The organism is Telluria sp. PB2R4 (assembly GCF_059685695.1).
The window spans coordinates 365,801-386,449 of record NZ_JCASIC010000001.1 but is presented as its reverse complement, the minus strand read 5'-3'; the positions used below and the strand labels follow the sequence as shown (position 1 = coordinate 386,449).

Here is a 20,649-nt window from a genome sequence, read left to right as displayed (position 1 = left end):
GCTGGACGGTGGAAAGCGGCCAGTATAAGGCAAGGCATGGCAAGCACGGCCGGCGCTGCCGATAGAGTGTCGGGCACAGGGCGCGTGACGAAAATAATATTCGCATGGATTGACGAAGATGCAAATATTATTTGCACATGCCGCCACCCTGCCAAACCGCGGCAGCTCGGCAACCGGTCCATCACGTCCTGGACGCGAGCCATTCGGCGTATTTTGTCATTTCCTAATTATTGCCCAGCATGTAAGCTATTGGACCCAGCGCACACGCTGGCGGCGCCCGCGGCCTATCCGCGCCCCGGGTGCTCCCGTCTGGCCACAAGCGGGACGTCTCGTGCGCATCTGCTGTCGTTCTGCTACCGTATCAGGGGCGGCGACGGCGGACCAGCCCGGCCTCGGCGCGACTCTTTCACTTATCCGGCTACCCTGGTAGCCACTTATTTGGCTAGCGATATGACTTCTTCGACAGACACTGATACCGGTCTCCCCCTCGACATGATCATCTTCGGGGGCATGGGCGACCTGGCGATGCGCAAGCTCCTGCCGGCGCTCTACATGGCCTACCTGCACGGCAACCTGCCGGCCCAGACCCGTATCATTTCGACCGGGCGCCAGGAACTCGGCCGCGACGCCTATCTCGCCCATGTCGAAGCCAACTCGCGCTCCTTCATCGCCAGCAACAACTTCAACGACAAGACCTGGGACGGCTTCCTGCAGCTGCTCGAGTACGTCCTGCTCGACGTCCAGCAGGCGCCCGACTTCGGCGCCCTGGCCAGGGCCGCGCATCCGGGTGCGCAGCGCGTGTTCTACCTGTCCACCGCGCCGGCCCTGTTCACCACCATCTGCGACAAGCTGGCAAGCGCCGGCCTGGTCGACGCCCAGTCCCGGGTGGTACTGGAAAAGCCGCTGGGGCACGACCTCGCCTCCGCCATCGACATCAACGAAGCGGTCGGCAAGCATTTCGCCGAATCGCAGATCTATCGCATCGACCATTACCTGGGCAAGGAGACCGTGCAGAACCTGATGGTGCTGCGCTTCGGCAACTCGATCCTGGAACCGTTGTGGCGTGCACCGAACATCTCCAGCGTGCAGATCACGGTGGCCGAGGAAGTCGGCGTCGGTAGCCGCGCCGGCTTCTACGACAGCACCGGCGCCATGCGCGACATGGTGCAGAATCACTTGCTGCAGCTGCTGTGCATCGTCGCCATGGAACCGCCGACCTCGCTGTCGCCGGACGCGGTGCGCGACGAAAAGCTGAAGGTGCTGCGCTCGCTGCGCCGCTTCAGCCTGGCTGATATTGCGCGCGATACGGTGCGCGGGCAATACGTGCACGGCGTCAGCGGTAACCAGGAAGTGAACGGTTACATGGAGGAAAAGAACGTCCCCGCGGACAGCAAGACCGAGACCTTCGTCGCCCTGCGCGCCCACATCGACACCTGGCGCTGGTCCAAGGTGCCGTTCTACCTGCGCACCGGCAAGCGCATGGCGCGCCGCTCCTCCAAGATCGTGGTCGAGTTCGCCAATCCGCCCTTCCCGCTGTTCCCCGGCGCGCCGGGCGGCGTCGCCAACCGCCTGGTGATCGAGCTGCAGCCCGAAGAAGCGATCAAGCTGCAGATCATGGCCAAGGAACCCGGCAGCGGCATGCAGATGCAGCAGGTGGCCTTGAACCTCGACCTGCAGTCGGCCTTCCAGCAGCGCCGCGCCGAAGCCTACGAGCGCCTGTTGATCGACGTCGTGCGCGGCCGCCTGACCCACTTCATGCGCCGCGACGAACTCGAAGCGGCCTGGGCCTGGGCCGACCCGATCATCGAAGGCTGGGGCACGCTGGGCGAAAAGCCGCATCCGTATGCGGCCGGTTCCTGGGGACCGGCGGAGTCCTTCGCGCTGCTGGCGCGCGACGGCTTCGCCTGGGTGGAGTGACACTCCGTAGGGTGCCGGAGCTGAACCCGCGGTCGGCAGTGAGCCGACCACCCTACGGGAGCATGCGCCGTCTTTGAAAGATCCAGGCATAGAGTACGGCGTTGATGATGAGCACACCGGCAGCAAGCCCATATTGCAGCCCGCGCGTCATCTCCCCAGGATAGATCAACGGCAACAGATAATGGTCGATGAAGCCGCCGCCATAGCCGGATTCGCCCGCAAGCGCGCGCATGCGGTTCTCCACATGGGTCAGCGGGCAGATGGCGCCCAGCACTTCGATGCCGACGCCCCAGGCCGCCGCGGCCAGGTGCAGCGGCAGCAGGCGCGGCCAGCGCGCCACCAGCAGCGCGCCGAACACGACGAACACGATGAACGCCAGGTGCACGAGCAATACGGCATCGGCGAGGAAACGAATCAGCATGCTTGAAAGGTCCTTCAAGAAACGATCCTTGCCGCCAGTTTAATACGGCGCAAATACGCACGCCATTTGACCCGTGCACGATTGAAGCGGGGTCCCGGGCAGCGTAAAGTAGTCCGTCTCCAAACCCGATGAGCCTGAAAATCCTCATGTACGCACCGACCCCGCCCTTTTTTGCACTGCCCTCGTTCGCAACCCTCACCGCGAACGCGCTCAGGAACATGGACCGCAGCCGCCAGGCGCGCGGCAAGCTGTTGGAGCGCGTCGGCTACGGCCCGCAAGAAACACCATTCACCATCCTCCACAGCGAACCGGGCCTGAACCTGCGCCGCTTCGGTGGCGACGCCGGCGGCCGCACGGTGCTGCTCGTTCCGGCGCCCATCAAGCGCTCCTACATCTGGGACCTGGCGCCCGAGATCAGTGTGGTGCGGCGCTTCATGGAACAGGGCTACCAGGTCTACCAGGCCGAGTGGACGCCGCTGCCCGACAAAGGCGCCGACGACGACGGCAATGAGGCCGATTTCGGCCTCGACGACTACGGCGACCGCCTGCTGTCCGCCTGCCAGCGCGCCATCGCCGCCGACAGCGGCAAGGAAACACTCACCGTCGCCGGCCATTCGCTGGGCGGCATCCTGGCGGCCATCTACAGCTGCCTGCACCCCGGGCAGGTCGAGGCGACGATCCTGCTCGAATCGCCGCTGCACTTCGAAAAGCGTTCCTGCTGCTTCACGCCGCTGATCGACTCGACCCCGCATGCGCGCCCGATCGCGGACGCCTTCCGCCAGGTGCCGGGGGCATTCCTGAACCTGATGAGCGCGATCGCCGAGCCGCAAGCCTTCCAGTGGGAACGCATCCTGGACCGTTACCAGTCGCTCGGCAACCCGCAGGCCATGACGACCCACATGCGCGTGGAGCGCTGGACCCACGACGAGTTCGCCCTGCCGGGCCGGCTGTTCACCGAACTGGTCGAGCAGCTCTACCGCAACGACGAATTCATGCAGGGCACGCTGAACATCGGCGGACGCAACATCGGCCCGCAAGACCTGCGCGCGCCGCTGGTCAGCGTCATCGATCCGCGCAGCAAGGTCATCCCGGAGGCTGCCCTGCGTCCCTTCCATGAAGCAGCAGGGAGCGCACGCAAATGCCTGCTGCACTACACAGGCGACATCGGCGTGAACCTGCAGCACGTGGGCGTGCTGGTCGGGAACAGCGCGCACACGCGCATCTGGCCAGAAATCTTCCGCTGGCTGGACGACATGCCCAGCTGACAGGGACCGGCGCCAGGCTGGCCAGCGCGAGCACATGCGCTAGACTTGATTGACGGGCTCGACCGCCGGCGGCAGCATGCCGCCATCTGCGGTACCATGCCGGGCGTTCCCCGCCCACATTCAATCAAGGATTGCCGTGTTTGCCGTACTCGCTCTCGACATGGGAGCCGCCATGAAAACCCTGGTGCTGACGCTCGACCTGATCGGCACCTTCGTGTTCGCCCTCAGCGGCGCCACCGCCGGCGCCCGGCGCCGGCTCGACATCTTCGGCGTGCTGGTCCTGTCGTTCGTCGCCGCCAATTCGGGCGGCATCGTGCGCGACCTCCTGATCGGCGCCACGCCGCCGGCCGCGATCAGCGACTGGCGCTACCTGGCGGTGTCGATCCTGGCCGGCCTGCTCATCTTCTTCTGGTATCCCATCATCAACCGGCTGCGCAACGCGGTGCTCATCTTCGACGGCGCCGGCCTGGCGCTGTTCTGCGTGGCCGGCGCCCAGAAGGCCCTGGTGTTCGGCATGGAGCCGTGGGCTGCCGCCCTGCTCGGCATGCTGACCGGCATCGGCGGCGGCGTCGCGCGCGATGTGCTGCTCAACGAGGTGCCCGCCGTATTCCGCTCCGACATCTATGCCGTGGCCGCCCTGGCGGGGGCCGGGGTCGTGGTGGCCGGCGACGCCCTGCAACTACCCACCACCGCGACTGCCTGCGCCGGCGCGGCCCTGTGCTTCGGCCTGCGCCTGGCCGCGATCCGTTTCGGCTGGCACCTGCCTACCGCCAGCCACGCCGAGCACGCCGAGGACGAGACCGGCGACCAGAAGCGCGGCGAGTACCGCTGAGCCTTGCGGCGCATGGCTTAGTCAAGCGCGCGCCTGCGCGACTCCACGTCGACGCACCCGATCGCCACCGCCCCGATCAGGAGAAAGCCTGCGAGCATCGCCAGCGCCAGCGTGAAGTGCGTCGCCATCACCGGCGCCACGATGCTTGGAGCAAACAGGCCGCCGAAGCGCGCCACCGCCCCCGCCAGTCCCATCCCGCTGGCGCGCAGGTCGGTCGGATACACCTCGGGCGTGAACGCGTAGAGCGCGCCCCAGGTGCCCAGCATCGCGAAACTCATCAACAGGGTCGACCCGACCACCAGCCAGGTGGCGTTGCCCAGGCTGTAGGCCATGCAGCCTGCGGCGCTCAACAACAGGAAACCGACCAGGGTCGGCTTGCGGCCCCAGCGCTCCACGCCATAAGCCGCCAGCGCAAACCCGGGCAGCTGCACCAGCGCCAGCAGGATCAAAAATTCCTGGCCGCGCATGAAACCGAAGCCCTCGCTGCCCAGTTTGACCGGCAGGTAGACGAACACGCCGTAATAGGCGACCGAGATCAGCATCCAGGCCACCAGCAAAGCCAGGCTGCGGCGGCGCAGCGGCCCGGCGAACAGCGCGCCCAGCGGCTGCCCGGGCGCGGTATCGGGCTGCAGTGCGGGGATCTCCACCTGGCGCCCGTTCACCTTCGCCACGCGCGCCAGCACGGCGCGCGCCTGCTCGCCCTTGCCGCTGCGGTTCAGGTACATGGGCGACTCCGGTACGAACAGGCGCAGCACCACGCCGACCAGGGCCGGCAGCCCGGTGACCAGGAAGATCACGCGCCAGGCGTCGTCTCCGGAGCGCAGCGCCACCAGGGCCAGGATCGCCAGCAGGATGGTGCCGACCGCCCAGAAGGATTCGAGCAGCACCAGCCAGCGGCCGCGCCGGTCGCTGGGCAGGAATTCGGCCATCATCGTGTAATCCACCGGCAGCGTGCCGCCCACGCCGATGCCGGTGAGGAAGCGCAGCACCAGCAGCCAGCCCAGGTCGGGCGCGAAGCTCGACGCCACGCCGAAGCAGGCGTCGAGCAGCACTGCCGTCATCAAGACCGGCCGGCGCCCGATGCGGTCGGCCAGGCGGCCGAAGGCGAAGGCGCCGACCAGCATGCCGACGAAGAACCAGGTGCCGGTCTGCAGTGCCTCGGGCAGCGTGACCCCGAAGGTCCTGGCGATGGAGGGCGCACTGAAGCCGATCGACAGCACCTGCATCGCGTCGGCCATCCAGACCAGCCCGAAAATGGCGAACAGGCGATACTGGAAGCGGCCCACACCCGCGACCTGGATTGCCTGCTCTACCGTCGCGCCCGGACCCGACATCCTTTTCTCCTCAACAATTCGCCTTGAGCCTTAGTTTGAAGGAAAGAACTGCGACCAACAGTGCATTGGAATACACAAGCACGCATGAACTGGATCAGTTTGCGGCCTGGCGCGCGAGAAGGCGGCGTAGCTGGGCCGCCTGGTAGGCGCCGAAACTGTCGCTGAACAGGCAGCGGATCAGGGGATCGTCGACCACGTCTGCCTGCGCGAGCGCCGCTTCCACCCTTGGTTCGAAGCGGGCCTCGTTGATGCGCATGTACATTGAGGTGAGCGACTCGCCCAGCTCCAGCGCCGCATACAGCTTGGCGGCCGGGATCTCCGTGGTCCATCCGAGGGGGCCGGCGTCGGCGTCGGCCAGCCCGGCCCGGCCGGGCTCCAGGCGGTAGCGGAAACACTGTACCGCACCCGCATCGTCATACACCGAAAGCTGCCAGACGCGGGGCTGGTCGAAATATTCCGACTCGTCCTCCATCTCCGCATACTTCTGCGGCAGCTGCACCGCGCAATAGTGCATCACGCGTGCGGCCTGGGCTTGCGTGAGCGGCGCGAAGTGGCGTGCGATGTCCGCCGTCGGCGGGGGAGCCGCATTGCCTTGGTAGGCATAATCCACATCCTGCTCGCCGACCGGGATGACCCAGGCCAGGGGCGCCGCAGGCTGCAGCCCGCCGGCACCCAGCCGCACCGACACCGAGGGATCCAGGCGCACGACCTGCGCCCGCGGCAGCGCCGCCCCGACTTCCTGCGCGAACCGGGCGTACGAGATCGGGAAAAAAGCGCGCTTATACCAGGACCACGGCTCCTGCCGGAACTGGCAGGAGCTCGGCACCACGTAGCGCGGGTCGAGCGCCCGGAGCTGGGCGATCCATTCTTCCGGCAGCGAGGGCAAGGAGGAGTCCGAGGCGGCGGCACGGGTCGGCGCCAGCACCTCGATCTCGCGCATGGTCTGGAACGGCCACAACACCATGTCCCACGGGCCTTCACGTACCAGCTGGGCCAGCGTGCCGTCGTCGATCCAGGAGTCGACCACGTTCAGCACGTTCATCCCGCCGGCCTTCACCTGGAACATCGAATCGACATCCGCATCCATGGCCTCGCGCGGAATCACCTGGAACGGCCCGACCTCCACCGGCACATTCAGCTGCAGGCGGTGTACGCCGGTAAAGCCCAGTTGGCGCACCATATCGAACAGCTCGTCGAACACGCAGTAGATATACAGCGGGGTGTCGCGCGCCAGCAGGTCCAGGCTCTCGAGCGAGCAGTGGTCGTCGTGGAAGTGCGAGATGAACACCGCATCGAAGCGCTCGGTGCGGATCGCCGCCTCGTCGAAGCGCACGTCGGGAAAGGCGTGGCAATTGCGGCTGAAGGGATTCTCGAAGATCGTGTCGAACGCGATCCGGCTATCCTCGCACGCGAACACATACCCCGCATGCAGGATTCTCGATATGGTCAGGCCAGTCTGGTCCACGCGCGCCCCTCATAGAACATTCAACAAATAAAAAAGCCCCTGGCGAAACCAGGGGCCTTCGAACAAGGTCCAGCCTTACACGCCGACCATCGACACCGCCTTGGTGTTCAGGTAGGACTCCAGCGCCTCCGGGCCGCCTTCCGAGCCGTAGCCCGAATCCTTGATGCCGCCGAACGGCAGCTCGGCGCTCGGGGTGGCCGGCTGGTTAATCCACAGCATGCCCACTTCCACGCGGTTCATCAGGAGCTGGGCGTTCTTGATCGAGCGGGTGAAAGCGTAGCCGGCCAGGCCGTACGGCAGGCGGTTGGCTTCGGCGATGGCGTCTTCCAGGCTGTCGAAGCCGCGGATGCCCGCCACCGGACCGAAAGGCTCGTCGTTGAACACGCTCGCCTCCAGCGGCACGTCGGCCAGGATGGTCGGCGCGAAGAAGTTGCCGGCGTCGCCGACGCGGTGGCCGCCAAAGGCGACGGTCGCGCCCTTGGCGCGCGCATCCTCGACCACCTGCGCCATCGCCGTCAGGCGGCGCGGGTTGGCCAGCGGCCCCAGGGTCGTGCCTTCCGCCAGGCCGTCGCCGATCTTGAGGCCTTCGGCGTGCGCCACCAGCGCGCGGGTGAATTCGTCCTTGATCGCGTTGTGCACCAGGAAGCGGGTCGGCGAGATGCACACCTGGCCGGCATTGCGGAACTTGGCGGCGCCGGCGGCCTTCACCGCGAGCGCCACGTCGGCGTCCTCGGCGATGATCACCGGCGCGTGGCCGCCCAGCTCCATGGTCGCGCGCTTCATGTGAGCGCCGGCCAGGGCGGCCAGCTGCTTGCCGACCGGGGTCGAGCCGGTGAAGGTGACCTTGCGGATGACCGGATGCGGGATCAGGTAGGCGGAAATCTCGGCCGGGTCGCCGAACACCAGGCCCACCACGCCCGGCGGCACGCCGGCGTCGACGAAGCACTGGAACAGCGCGGCCGGCGAAGCCGGGGTCTCTTCAGGCGCCTTGCACAGGAACGAACAGCCGGTCGCGAGGGCCGCGGCCAGCTTGCGGACGATCTGGTTGATCGGGAAGTTCCACGGCGTGAAGGCGGCAACCGGGCCGACCGGCTCCTTCAGCACCAGCTGCTGGGCGGCCGGATTGCGCGACGGGACGATGCGGCCATAGACGCGCATGCCTTCGGCGGCGAACCAGTCGATGATCTCGGCGCCGGCCATGGCTTCCATCTTCGCTTCGGCCAGCGGCTTGCCCTGCTCCTGGGTCAGCAGGCGCGCGATGTCGCCGGCGCGCTCGCGCAGCAGGTTGGCGGCGCGGCGCATGGTGGCGGCGCGCTCGGCGGCCGGCACGGCGCGCCAGGTCTCGAAGCCCTTCTGGGCGGCGGCCAGGGCGCGGTCCAGGTCGGCGATGCTGGCGTGGGCGACGCTGCCGATCGGCTGGCCGGTGGCGGGATTCACCACCGGGATCGTCTTGCCGCCCGTGGCGTCTTGCCATTCGTTGGCGATGAGGAGTCGGGTGTCTGGGTAGCTGGAAGTCGTCATGGAGCCTCTAGTCCTGTGTTGGGTGAATCGCAAAACATGATGATAACCCTAGTTCGGGTGCCGTGCAGGCTGAGCACCTATCGCGCTCAATCGAGCCTGAACACCGCAGGCGGCAAGCCCGGCGTAGCGACCCGGAACGCGAACAGCGCGCCTGCCAGCGGCTGCTCGGCACGCTGCGCCAACGACAGCCCCTTCCAGGCCGTGGTGACATAGGCGGTGCACAGGTCGTCTCCGCCAAAGGCCAGCTTGGTGATGTTCGTGCAGGGGAAGCGCACGCTGTCGACCAGCCGCCCCGCCGCCGTATAGCGCTCGATACGCCCGGCGCCGAACAGGGCGATCCACAGGTGGCCCTCCGCGTCCACCGCCATGCCGTCCGGCCGGCTGCCTTCCGGCAGTTGCAGGAACACGCGCTTGGCGGCCAGGAAGCCGTCCGGGCGCAGGTCGAAGGCGTAGACGCGGCGCAGGGGCGTATCGGTGTGGTACAGCGTCTTGCCGTCCGGGCTGATGGCCGGGCCGTTGGTGATGACGTAGCCGTCATCAAGGCGCGCCAGGACGCCATGCCGGTCGAGCCGGTACAGGGCGCCGGAGGGCTGGACCTGGCCATCGTCCATCGAACCGAACCACAGGTTGCCGGAGCCATCCACGTGGCCGTCATTGAAACGGTTGCCCGGCAGCGCATCCTCGATCGTGCGCAGGGGCGTGAACGCGCCACTCGCCTCGCTGAAGCGATACAGGCCGTCTTCCAGCGCACACACCAGGCTGCCGTCGCTGGCCGGAACGACGAAGCCGGGCTGGCCCGGAGCGTCCCAGCTGCGTCGCCCGTTGCCGTCTGCCGCGCAGCGGTGGATGCGCCGGCCCTTGATGTCGACGAAATAGACCGAGCGCGTGGCCGCATGCCAGAGCGCGCCCTCGCCCAGGTGGGCGCCCACGTCCCAGATGCATTGAGGTGTTATCGACTTGACCATGGGCGCATTGTAGCGCCGCCGGCCCTGCCTCAACGCTTCGGTTTCTTCTTGGGTTCGTCGCTGCCGCTCTGCGTGGTCGAGGTCCGGCCTTGCGTCGATCCCACCATTTGCGGGTCCGCCTCGGTAATGATCGCATCCACACGCCGGTTCTCCTGGCGCCCGGCGACATTGTCGTTGCTCGCCACCGGATTGGATTCGCCGAAGGAGCGGATCGCGATCCGCGCCGGATCGACGCCGCGCTTGAGCAGGGCGGTGCGCACAGCCTCGGCACGTTTTATGGCCAGCGCGTCGTTGTAGCGGGCATTGCCGGTGTTGTCCGCATGGCCCGCGATCACGATCACGCGATCGGGATGTTCCTTGAGGTTGCTGACCACGCCGTCGAGCAAGGGGCTGGCCGTGGCCGGGAGCCTGGCCGAGCCGACCGCGAATCCCGCGGCCGCCTGCGCTATCTGCTGGGCACGTGGTGGCTGGGCGGCCGGGTCACCGGCCCGGCGTGCGGGCGCTTGCGCGGCCGCGACCTGCACGGCACGGTCGCGTTCCAGGGCCGCCAGCGTCACCGCCTCTTCCGCGGCGCGGGCGTTGGCCAGTTCTTCGGCCGTTGCCGCGCGCTGCTTGGCGATGTAGGCGAATTGCGTGGTGTCCGGCAAGTCTTCCTTGCGCTCCCAGGCTTCCTTCGCCTTCTCGAGCGAGGTGTTGGCGCGCTCCAGTTCGCTCGATGCATATTTGGCTACATGCGGGTTGCCTGAAGCCTGGTTGACCGCCTGCGCGGCAGCGCCGAGCGCGGCATCCGCGGCCGCCACCTTGTCGGCCGGCGGCGCGGTCGAACAGCCTGTCGCGATCAGCCCGGCAAGCAGCACACCGGTGGTCGAATGGATCATGTGTTTCATCACTCACCTCTGCTGGTTATCGGGTTAGCGGTTGTACGCCCCGCTCAAGATGCGGTTGCTCTTCGCCATTTCGGCGGCAGCCACGCTGGCCTGGGCCGAATCGGTCCTGGCGCGCGCCAGGTTGGCGTCGACCTGTGCTTGCTCGGCCAGGCGCATCGCCTCCTTCTTCTTCCGGTCGTTGGCGGCGGTCTCGGCAAGCTGCAGCTTGTCGCTCGCGGCCTGGAACTCGGCAGGCGCGACTTCGGCCGCGCCCGCAATCTGCGCCTGGTCGACGGCTTCGCGCGTGTTGGCGAGCTGGCGGTTCAGTTCCTTGCTCGCACAGCCGGACAAGGCCAGCAGCGCGCATGCCGCCAGCGCCCTGGCCGGTTGATGGAAACGATGAGGGAGCATCATGTGGTACCTCCGCAGAATTCTCGGTCTCGGATTTCCATCATCATCAAAAAAGGACGGCGCCTCAATTGGACCAAGGGACGACGCTTCGAGCTCACCCGTTCGGGCGGCGCCGCTCAGTCGAGCGTTACCCCCATCAGGCCGATCACGACATCGTTGGCCAGCGTGCGCAGCGCGATGCTCTTCAAGGATTTGCGGCGGTCGAGGGCCATCTCGAGCACGGTGGCCGAGCCGCCGTCGATCTTCCCCTGCAGCGCCTGCGGCAACGTCGCCGGATCCAGCACCCTTACCCTGGCCGTCTTCAAGTCGACCCGCACCGGCAGGCGGCCGCAATACGGGAACTGGTAATCGTCGACCAGGTAATCCTGCTCGATCGGCCACCAGCTGACCGGATTGTGCAGGGCCAGGCGGTCCTGGGTGCCATCGAGATAGGTGACGAGCACCTCGCCGTTGTCGATCCGGCTCTGCATGGCGTTGCTGGAGCCGGCCATCAAGAGGAACATGCGCCCGGCCTTGCCCTGCAGCGGAATCACGCCCTGCTTCGGATAGTTGTCCCACTGCGAGGTGAACAGCACGTTGGCGGCCTGCGGGCCGGCGGGCGTGGCAAAGCTCAGGCCCTTGGGCAGGCGCAGGGTACCGCCAAGGGCGCGCAGGCCGGCATCGTCGATGGCGGGCATGGCGTTGACGTGCCCGGCCCAGGCGCCGATGCCTTGCGCCGGCAGCGACAGCGACACGTAGGGGGAGCGCGGCCCAAGGTACTTGCCGGGTTTGAAGAGTTCGGTGACGCGGTCGTTGAACCAGGGCGTCAGGTCGACGTGGCGCGGCGTGACCGTGGCGCCCAGGGTCCAGGCCGCCGCCTGGGGGCGGCACGCCGCCTCGGCAACAGCCTGCGGCGCTTCCGGCGCCTGCCACCACGTGAAGGCGCCCTGCTTCATGCGGCGCAGACCGTCGCGAGCCGGCGCCACCGCCTGCGCATGCGTGCCGACCGGCCGCCCGCGCCAGCGGATCGTGAGTTCGAGCTTGCGCCCGAACGGCAATTCGACGCGCAGGCGCGGCGCAAACGCTTCGTCGGCGCCTGCGCTCCAGCGCACCGGCCGGCCGTCCGCCAGCACCGCCGCCACCTCCTCGCGCGCCGCCGGCAGTTCCAGCACCAGGCGCCCGAACACCGCGGCCGGCTGCTCGACGGTCCAGCGCTCGTCCGCCCCGTCGCGGCGGAACGCCACCGATACGCCCGGATGCCGCAGGCTCGCATGGCCCCATTCGCGCGGGAAGCCGGGGCGCACGCGCAGCGTGCCACTGAGTGCATCCGGCCGCACGCCGAACAGCCCTTCCACCAGGGCGCGCGCCATCACGCCCGAGCCGTCGGCGAAATCGCGCTGGGCCTCGCGGCGATAGACGTCGAGATAGTTCATGCTGCCGATGTTCCCCGGCGAGATACCCATGTACAGGCTGGCCAGCAGCGCCCCCTTGGCCAGCTCGAAGGCGGTATCGACGCGCCCCGCCTGCCAGGTGGCGAGCGCAGTGTGCAGCACCTCGCCCATCACCACGTTGTTGATCGACCAGGAATACGGCATCCAGTCGGTGCTGGGCAGCACCCGGTAGGGCCGGTCGGCGGGCACGCCAAGTCCCTGGATCGGGATTGACCGGCGCTGCCGCTCGAGGTCGAGCACCATGCGCGCGCCGTCCAGGCGGCCAGGCACCTCCGAGTCGAGGGCATGGTAGTAGCTCCACAGGCCGTAGCTGGGGTGCAGCAGCTGGCCGCCGAGCAGGTCGCGGTATTCGGCGAAGGCGCCGCGCGCCGGCATCCACAGGTAGTTGCGCATGGCGCGCCGGATCCGATCGGCCTCCGCCTGGTACGGCGCCGGGTCCTTGCCGATCAGGGCGGCAATCCGGGCGGCCATGTGGTTGTGCCAGGCGTTGTAGGCCGATGTATGGGTGGCGCCGCCGCCGTTGTAGTACAAGTCGTCGCTGGCCCAGATCGCGGCATAGCCCTCGTACAGCGGCAGCTTGCCTGGACCGACCTCGCGCCGGAACAGGCGCCGCTCCCAGGCCAGGTGGCGCTCCAGCACCGGCCACACGGCGCTGGCATAGGCACGGTCACCGGTCCACAGCAGGTGGCGCAGCAGCGCGTCGATGAAGCCGATGTTCATGTCGTAGTGCGAGCGGCTCATGTCGCCGTTGCTGTGCAGCCCGGCCTCGTTGCGCGCCAGGTTGGCGTCGCGGTCGGCGGGCGGCAGGCGCGCGGGAATGGGCGCGGTGTTCTGGCGCGCGGTCCATTCGTCGAAGTTGCGGCGCGCGCGTTCGTGCCAGCCCAGCGCATCGAGCGCGTACGGCCCGCGCCAGCCGAGCAGCTTGGTGCGCCAGGCGATCGCGCCATGCATGATGGCGCCCTGCTCTTCGTCCCAGACCGCATCCGCGGCGACATTGAGCGCCCCCATGGCCGCGTCGATGTAGGGGTCCGGCGTATCGATGCGCACCCGGCCGCGCAACTGCGCGAAGTGGGCGCCGGCCTGGGCGAAGCGCGCGGCCAGTTCGTCCGGACGGAAGGCGGGCGTGAGGTCGGGCGCCGAGGTCGGACGGGAATCCAGGGTGCTGCCTGCCTCGCGGTACACCGCCAGTTCCGCCGCCTTCTGGTTCCGGGTGACCTGGAAGGCCAGGTGCACCGGTTCATGCGCCAGCCGCAGGCGGCCCACGGCGACCTGGCCATCGCGGCCGGCGCCTGGCACCAGCAAGGCGCCCAGGTCGTCCCACCTGGCGGCGTCGGCACGGTGCACCGCGACCTGCTGCGCCGCCGTCGCCGTGATGGCTGCCTTGTCGGTCGCCACGGTGAAACCCTGCGCGTGCAGGTTGACGCTGCTGCCCTTCGCATCCGTCGGCGCAAACTGGAAATACTCGCTGATCGGGACCGTTTCGGTGCCGATGTCGCCGCCGCGGCGGCCCAGTGCGCCGTTGCCGGGAGCGAAGGCGAAGACCAGCTCGCTTGAATCCGGCAGCGACTGGCCGCGCACCTGGATGCCGAGCCCCTCGCTGTCGGCGTAGGCGATGGCGGCCAGGTGGATGCGCCCGCCCGCGCCAAGCAGCGGATCGGCGATCTCGTAGTGCAGTTCGCCCGGACGGTAGCGCGCCACGATGCCGCGCGCCGCGTGCAGCCAGACCACGCCAGCCGCGGTCTTGACGCCGAGGCGGAGGTTGCCGCCCCGTCCCGGCAGGTAGAGCGAGAACTCCGGCCGGTCGCCGCCATCGACGCGAAAGCCGGTATTGCCGCCATACAGGGGCCGGTTGAAGAACTCGGCGCCATTCTCGATGACGAAATCCTCGCCCTCGGGCCGGTAGCGCAGCGGACGCGCCACCTCGCCGGCGAGGTTCGGGCGCGCCACCGCGACACCCGGCTTGTAGGTCTCGGCCGCAGCCGCCGGCGCGCCTGCGACCATCGTCCCGAGCGCCGCGAGCAAGGCTGCGGGCAGAGTCGCGGCCAAAACCGGCATGCAACAGTTCTTCATATTGATCGTCTTTCCAGCGTTATTCCGGCAGATAATATAAAGAACGCGTCTCCAACAATCCTCCTTGGGCCGGAAATTCTCATCGGCTTGAGTAAGTAAAAAATAAACTCCACTATCTTGAGGAAAAACTTTTCAGGCTCGTCTTAACAAGGGTGGAGCATGAACAGGCGAGCTATGGATACTGAAGTAGTTGATTGGCTGACAATACATTTTCTGCCGCACGAGGCCGAACTACGCCGGATGCTGCGCCGCGTCTGCAGCGGCCCCGCGGAAATCGACGACGTCGTGCAGGAAACCTGTTACCGGATCCTGTCGATGGCCACCCTGGACGGCATACGCGACCCGAAACCCTTCGTTTTTCGCACGGCGAAAAACCTGGTCCTCGACCGCATCAAGCGCGACGCGGTCGTCAGGATCGAGGCCATGGCCAATCTCGAAGACCTGGACATCGCGGATTCGGCGCCCTCCCCGGAACGGGTCGTCTTTGCCCGCTCGGAGCTGAAATGGGTGATCGGGCTGGTCGGCCAGCTGCCGGACCGCTGCAAGGCCGTGTTCCGGGCCCGCAGGATCCACGGCCTGTCGCAGCAGGAAACGGCGGACAGCCTGGGACTGACCGACGGCGTGGTGGAACACGAAATGATGAAAGGGATGCGCCTGATGTCGGAAATGATTGCCAGGCACGGCTTGAGCCAGGACACCGGCGACGCCACATCGATCCCGAGGAAACGTACCAACAAGAGCGGCAACAAGAGAAGCAATGTCAACGATTGATAACGAAGCCTTCGAGTGGGTGGCGCGCAAGTTTGCGCGCGGCCTGAGCGCGCCTGAAAGCGCGCAATTCGACGCATGGTGGGCGGCCGACGTGCGGCACCAGGGCGCCTACGCGCGCGCCATGGCGATCTACAATGCGATCAACCTGGCCACGGGCCCGCAACCGCTGGAGACCAGGCAGCCTGCGGCGAGCGTGCAGCCGGCGAGCCGGCGCGGGTGGCTGCGAGGCTCGCTGCAGGGTAGGCTCAGATACGGCGCCATGGCTGCCTGCCTGGTGGCGGCAATCGGCACCCTGGGCGTTTCCGCCCTGCGCGACGACCAGGTCCTGACGACCGCGAAAGGCGAGTTCCGCAAGGTGCCCTTGCAGGACAAGTCGGTCGCCACGATCAACAGCGGCAGCCAGATCGAAGTCGCGTTCACCAAGAGCCAGCGCACGGTCAACCTGCGCAAGGGCGAAGCCTGGTTCGAAGTGGCCAAGGACAAGACCAAGCCCTTCGTGGTCGAAGCCGGCGAGGCGCGCATCAAGGCGGTGGGCACCGCGTTTTCGGTGCGGCGCTTCGCGAACGGCACCGAGGTGCTGGTCACCGAAGGCAAGGTCGAGGTCTGGGGCAAGGGCCGGGACGCGCAGCGGCGCTTCTTGACCGGCGGCGACCGCGCCTTCCTGGCGCAGGACGCGAGCACGATCTCCGTGAGCCGCCAACCGGTCGAAGTCAACCGCAAACTGGCATGGAGAGAAGGCAAAGTGATTCTGAAGAACCAGACCCTCAATGACGCGGTGGCCGATTTCAACCGCTACAGCCCGAAGACCATCGTCATCGTCGATGCCGCGCTCAGGGACAAGCGCCTGTTCGGCCAGTACAAGCTGGATGCCCCCGAACTGTTCGCGCAGGATGTCAGCACGGTGCTGGATGTGCCGATCGCCATCACGGCGGACACGATTTTCATCGGCCGCAAGACCGGCGAGGGTGTGGACGGGATCTGATCCTGGCCGCCCGCCTGCCCACGATCCGGACCGCCTGCAAAGGCGCATCCGGATTTTTTCATGCCGGTTTCACTCATCTTCCTGAGTAATTACCGCCGCGCGCGGTATGCCTTGATATTTAGCGGAACATGCCGGTTCGGTCATTTTTTTGAGCATTTGGGGTGTAGAAGAAAACAGCCTGAGGAAGCTGCCGTCGCCGGCAGTCTTTACAAATACGGAGCAACATAGTTCCGACAATAGATTAGAGGAGACGTGCATGCATTCCATGCACCCATACGCCAACGCGGCCGGCATCATCCTGGCCGTGAGCATGGCTGCGCATCCGGGCGCCACGATCGCCCAGGAACTACCGCGGCCATTCAATATTCCTGCAGGCCCGGCGACCGATTCGATTCCGGAATTCGCGCGCCAGGCCGGCATCAACATATTGACTTCAGCGGACATCCTCGATGGTGTGGCCCTTGAGGCGCTGAACGGCACATTCGTCATCTCCGAGGCGGTCGATCGACTGCTGGCGTGCACTAATCTGGTCGGACGAGTCAGCTCCGGTGGCACCGTGGTGATCCTGGCGCGACCGCCGGGATCACCAGGGAAACACCCCAACGATTCGAAAATATCGGAAGAGACAATGACGAAAAATAATTTCCCTGGCCGGCGCAAGGCGACATGCGTCGCGGTCTCGGCGGCCGTACTCATGATGGGCGCACCGCTGGCGCATGCCCAGGAGCAGGAACAGGCGCCCGGCGCGCAAGTGCGGACACCGGAAGCGACGGCCCAGCCGGCCGGCCAGAAGGGCGACGACGGCGTGCAGCAAGTGAAGGTGGTGGCGACCCGCGCATCGCAGCAGTCGAGCATCGACCGCAAGAAGAACGCCGCCACCGCAATCGATTCGATCGTCGCCGAAGACGTCGGCAGCCTGCCGGACCGTAACGTCGGCGAAGCGATCTCACGCATCGCCGGCATCGCGCTGGACCGCGGCGACTTCGGTGAAGGCGTCACCGTATCGGTGCGCGGCAACGGTCCGGACCTGACCCGCGTCGAACTGGACGGCCAGGCCGTGCAGTCGGCCGGCGGCAGCGACATGGCCGGCGGCGGCGACGGCCGCGCCGTCGAATTCCGCCAGCTGTCGGCGGACCTGATCAAGAGCGTCGACGTCGTCAAAGGCTCGACCGCCGACATGACCGAGGGTTCGCTGGGCGGCGGCATCCAGATCAAGACCCGTACCGGCCTCGATTTCAAGAAGCCGTTCGCCTCGCTCCGTGTCGCGGGCAGCCAGAACAGCCTGAACAAGAAATGGCAGCCGGACGCCAACCTGATCCTGGCGAACAAGTACATGAAGGGGCGCCTGGGCCTGCTGCTCAACGCATCGACCACCACCCTGGACAACGAAGGCCACAAGACCGAGGTGTCGGGTGGCGGCAACAATGGCTGGCAGGGATACTACCGGCTGTTCGACTTCGACAACTCGCCGGAGAAGACCTTCAGCTACCAGCCGGGCACCGTCAACACGGCCGATGCCACCAGCACCACGCCGCTGGTGCGCTCGGCATTGACGGGCGGCGGCTTCTTCAACTCGGCCACGCCGCTGGAAATGGTCACCCGCTCGGCCGGGGCGCAGAGCAAGGATGAATGCCGCGCGATCTTCGCGCCGATATCAAGCGCCCAGCTGAACCAGATTTCGTCCTCGGCGCGCACCGCGGCCCAGAACCAGCGTACCAACGAGCTCAATACCTGCCTGAACCAGTGGAACGACTACACCCCGTCCGGCCCGCGCTACGTGGTGCGGCGCGAGATCGACCGCCGCAAGAACCTCGACCTGCGCGCCGACTTCAAGGTGACCGACGAACTGACCGTGTTCGGGAAAGGCAGCTACAACAAGCGCCACAACGACATCAATACGCTGGCTTTCTCGCTGGGTAATATGTCGGTGCAGAACGGCACCAGCAACGTGCAGCCCGGTTCCGCCGTGGTCGACGCCAACCACCACCTGACCTCGTACACCTTCAACAATACCAACAGCAATGGCGTGGCGAAGACCAACCAGAGCCATGGCATCGGCGAGACCACGGCGCGCTACCTGCAACTGGGCGGCAACTTCAAGCGCGGCGGCTTCAATGTCGACTTCTTCGCGGGCGACGCCCAGTCCGATTTCAAGAAGGGCGTCAAGGACCTCACGCTGAACGACTACTACGGCACCGGCTCGATGAGCGTGATGCCGAACGGCCTGTGGACCTACAGCTTCCCGAACGTCAATCCGATCACCGCCGCCGATTCCTCGCGCTTCGCCGCGCTGTTCCCGCGCGGCGCCAGCGGCGCCGTGCTGCCGTCCGTGTACACGACCAACACCGCGCCCGCCTACACGGCCGCCCAGCAGAATGCCGGCACCTCGTCGCCGAACCTGACCTGGGTGCCGACCGAGTACCACACCTCGGAGCGTACCGCGAAGGTCGACGCGACCTGGAACACGCCGGACGCCGTCCCGCTCTTCAAGCGCTTCAAGGCCGGCTACAACATGCGCGACACGCGCAACGACAACTGGAACCTGAACAACGGCGGCTACAACCTGCGCGATCCGCAAGGCACCTTCGGCACACCGGGTTATGTGCCGCCGATCGTGATGCCATCGCCGACCCTGCGCAGCACCATGTACGGCTGCGCCGACACGCCGGGCTCGCTGGCGCCGGGCGGCAACAAGTGCGTCTATGGCTGGATCCCGAAGGGCGACATCCGCCAGTCGCTGGACGGCGCGATGGTCTACACGATCCCACAGTTCGTCGACATGCTGAACCAGGTCATGACGCTGAAAGCCACGCCGACACAGTTCTTCCACGGCGCCAAGGACCGTCCCGCCGGCCTGATCGACAACTGGACCCAGATCGACGTGGAAAAACTGTTCGCCATCTCCCAGGTCGGCAACACCAACTTCAACTGCGTGAAATTCTGCACCGCCAGCGACGGCAAGGTGTACGCGCAGCCGGCCAACCACCTGAAGGAACGCACCGACGCCTTCTACCTGATGGGCGACTTCGGCCTGGATCACCTGCCCTTCACGGACCGTTCGCTGCCCTTCGGCCTGGAACTGGAAGGCAACGTGGGCGTGCGCTACGTGCGTACCAAGGTGCATGGCACCGGCATGATGAGCTTCACGGCCATCATGAAGACGGACAGCTTCGACCCGAACTTCCCGGATGCGGTGGGCGGTACCACCAGGATGAGGGTGCAGCAAGCCACGGCCATCAGTGCCCAGACCAGCGACCTCCTGCCGAGCCTGAACCTGGCCACCTGGCTGGTGCCGGACAAGCTGGTGCTGCGCTACAGCGCCGCCAAGACGGTGGCCCGGCCGCCGGTCTCGCGCCTGCTGGCATCGGGTTCCTGCACCTATGACCAGGTAGCGGCCGACCTGGGCGAAGACGGGCAGTCGTGCTCGGGCACGGTCGGCAATCCGGAACTGGCCGCGCAGAAGAACTTCAACCAGAACCTGTCCGTCGAGTGGTATCCGAACCGCGACACGATGCTGACCGCGACGGCCTTCCGCCAGGACGGCAAGATCGGCGGCGCGATCGCCCAGGGCGTGTCGCAATCGCCGCTGTTCGCCAACTCGGACATGGTCAATCCCGTTACCGGCGAGACGCTGGCCGGCCAGCTGTTCGACTACTCCACCTGGATGAACGGCGCCACGACGGGCCGCCGCGGCGTCGAGTTCAGCGGCAAGACGGCGTTCACCTTCCTGCCCTGGCTGCTGCGCTACACCGGCTTCGATGCGAACTACTCGAAGATGCATTCGTCCACCTCGAAGGCGAACATCGTCGACCTCCTGACCGGCACCCCGCTGCCGCCGCAGAACGAGCCGAAGTACACCTACAACGCCGCGCTGTGGTACGACGACGGCAGGCTGTCGGCCCGCATCGCCCTGCAGGCCGTGGGCTCCTACTTCAACTGCATCGCCGCCTGCGGCAAGACGACCAGCATGTACAACTACCCGAACGTGGGGGGCGGGCGCACCAGCACCACCTACAACCCGGGTTCGCCGAACTTCACCGATGCCACCCGCTTCATTGACGCCAAGATCTCGTACCGGTACTCGCCGATGGTCGAGGTATTCGTCGAAGGCCGCAACATCGGCAACGCGACCGTGTCGCACAGCCAGGGCCCGTACGCGCCCTTCGCCGACGGCACGCCGAACATCCTGGACTTCGCGTATTCGGGCCGCCGCATCATGTTCGGGGTGAATTTCCGGACGATGTAAAGGGCGTCATGCGAAAACCGCCATTCCCGTGGAAGCGGGAATGGCGGCTTTTCTATTTGCGCTGCCGGGTGTCGTAGGGTGGGCGGCTCCACTCTGGAACATGAATGACCCGCTGTCTCACTGCCGCCCACGCGTTCAACTCCCTTGTGAACA

The 20,649-nt window shown here is 66.8% G+C and carries 14 protein-coding genes; 6 read left to right on the top strand and 8 right to left on the bottom strand.

What is annotated here, in order from left to right; all coding sequences use genetic code 11:
• Positions 1 to 450: 450 nt before the first annotated feature.
• Positions 451 to 1,917: a glucose-6-phosphate dehydrogenase gene (gene zwf / locus AC56LU_RS01595; RefSeq protein ID WP_497173837.1), complete on the top strand. Its 1,467-nt coding sequence runs from the start codon at positions 451 to 453 to the stop codon at positions 1,915 to 1,917.
• Between the two features lie 52 nt (positions 1,918 to 1,969).
• Here the strand turns inward: zwf and AC56LU_RS01590 are convergent, their stop codons facing one another.
• Positions 1,970 to 2,338, bottom strand: a complete 369-nt coding sequence (locus tag AC56LU_RS01590) for a DUF2784 domain-containing protein (protein ID WP_497173836.1) — start codon at positions 2,336 to 2,338, stop codon at positions 1,970 to 1,972.
• Between the two features lie 146 nt (positions 2,339 to 2,484).
• Between AC56LU_RS01590 and AC56LU_RS01585 the strand changes: the two genes are divergently transcribed.
• Positions 2,485 to 3,603: an alpha/beta fold hydrolase gene (locus tag AC56LU_RS01585; protein ID WP_497173835.1), complete on the top strand. Its 1,119-nt coding sequence runs from the start codon at positions 2,485 to 2,487 to the stop codon at positions 3,601 to 3,603.
• Positions 3,604 to 3,775: 172 nt separating this feature from the next.
• On the top strand, positions 3,776 to 4,435 hold the full coding sequence (locus tag AC56LU_RS01580; RefSeq protein ID WP_497173834.1) for a trimeric intracellular cation channel family protein: 660 nt from the start codon (positions 3,776 to 3,778) through the stop codon (positions 4,433 to 4,435).
• Between the two features lie 17 nt (positions 4,436 to 4,452).
• Here AC56LU_RS01580 and AC56LU_RS01575 read toward each other — a convergent pair whose 3' ends face one another.
• The 7 genes from AC56LU_RS01575 to AC56LU_RS01545 form a co-directional block, all read right to left on the bottom strand.
• Positions 4,453 to 5,769 carry an MFS transporter gene (locus AC56LU_RS01575; protein ID WP_497173833.1) on the bottom strand — a complete coding sequence of 439 codons (1,317 nt, stop codon included), beginning with the start codon at positions 5,767 to 5,769 and terminating at the stop codon, positions 4,453 to 4,455.
• 94 nt (positions 5,770 to 5,863) lie between these two features.
• Positions 5,864 to 7,234 (bottom strand): MBL fold metallo-hydrolase, encoded by a 1,371-nt coding sequence (locus tag AC56LU_RS01570; protein WP_497173832.1) that lies wholly within the window; start codon positions 7,232 to 7,234, stop codon positions 5,864 to 5,866.
• A 75-nt stretch (positions 7,235 to 7,309) separates the two neighbouring features.
• Positions 7,310 to 8,755 (bottom strand): NAD-dependent succinate-semialdehyde dehydrogenase, encoded by a 1,446-nt coding sequence (locus AC56LU_RS01565; protein ID WP_497173831.1) that lies wholly within the window; start codon positions 8,753 to 8,755, stop codon positions 7,310 to 7,312.
• An 86-nt stretch (positions 8,756 to 8,841) separates the two neighbouring features.
• Positions 8,842 to 9,720: an SMP-30/gluconolactonase/LRE family protein gene (locus tag AC56LU_RS01560; RefSeq protein ID WP_497173830.1), complete on the bottom strand. Its 879-nt coding sequence runs from the start codon at positions 9,718 to 9,720 to the stop codon at positions 8,842 to 8,844.
• Positions 9,721 to 9,749: 29 nt separating this feature from the next.
• The gene (locus AC56LU_RS01555) at positions 9,750 to 10,607 is read right to left on the bottom strand and encodes an OmpA family protein (RefSeq protein WP_497173829.1); all 858 of its coding nucleotides are present in this window, start codon (positions 10,605 to 10,607) and stop codon (positions 9,750 to 9,752) included.
• A 24-nt stretch (positions 10,608 to 10,631) separates the two neighbouring features.
• Positions 10,632 to 11,000, bottom strand: coding sequence for a DUF4398 domain-containing protein (locus tag AC56LU_RS01550; protein WP_497173828.1), 369 nt, complete (start codon positions 10,998 to 11,000; stop codon positions 10,632 to 10,634).
• Between the two features lie 113 nt (positions 11,001 to 11,113).
• Entirely contained in the window at positions 11,114 to 14,482 is a 3,369-nt protein-coding gene (locus tag AC56LU_RS01545) for a DUF4450 domain-containing protein (RefSeq protein ID WP_497173827.1), read from the bottom strand.
• Positions 14,483 to 14,671: 189 nt separating this feature from the next.
• Here AC56LU_RS01545 and AC56LU_RS01540 point away from each other — a divergent pair, with 189 nt between their 5' ends.
• The 3 genes from AC56LU_RS01540 (at position 14,672) to AC56LU_RS01530 (ending at position 20,496) form a co-directional block, all read left to right on the top strand.
• A complete protein-coding gene (locus tag AC56LU_RS01540; RefSeq protein WP_497173826.1) occupies positions 14,672 to 15,268 on the top strand; it encodes an RNA polymerase sigma factor in 597 nt (198 codons plus the stop codon).
• Positions 15,255 to 16,250, top strand: coding sequence for a FecR family protein (locus AC56LU_RS01535; protein WP_497173825.1), 996 nt, complete (start codon positions 15,255 to 15,257; stop codon positions 16,248 to 16,250). The genes AC56LU_RS01540 and AC56LU_RS01535 overlap by 14 nt, the downstream gene beginning before the upstream one ends.
• Positions 16,251 to 16,506: 256 nt before the next feature.
• Positions 16,507 to 20,496, top strand: a complete 3,990-nt coding sequence (locus AC56LU_RS01530) for a TonB-dependent receptor (protein ID WP_497173824.1) — start codon at positions 16,507 to 16,509, stop codon at positions 20,494 to 20,496.
• The last annotated feature ends 153 nt before the right edge of the window (positions 20,497 to 20,649 follow it).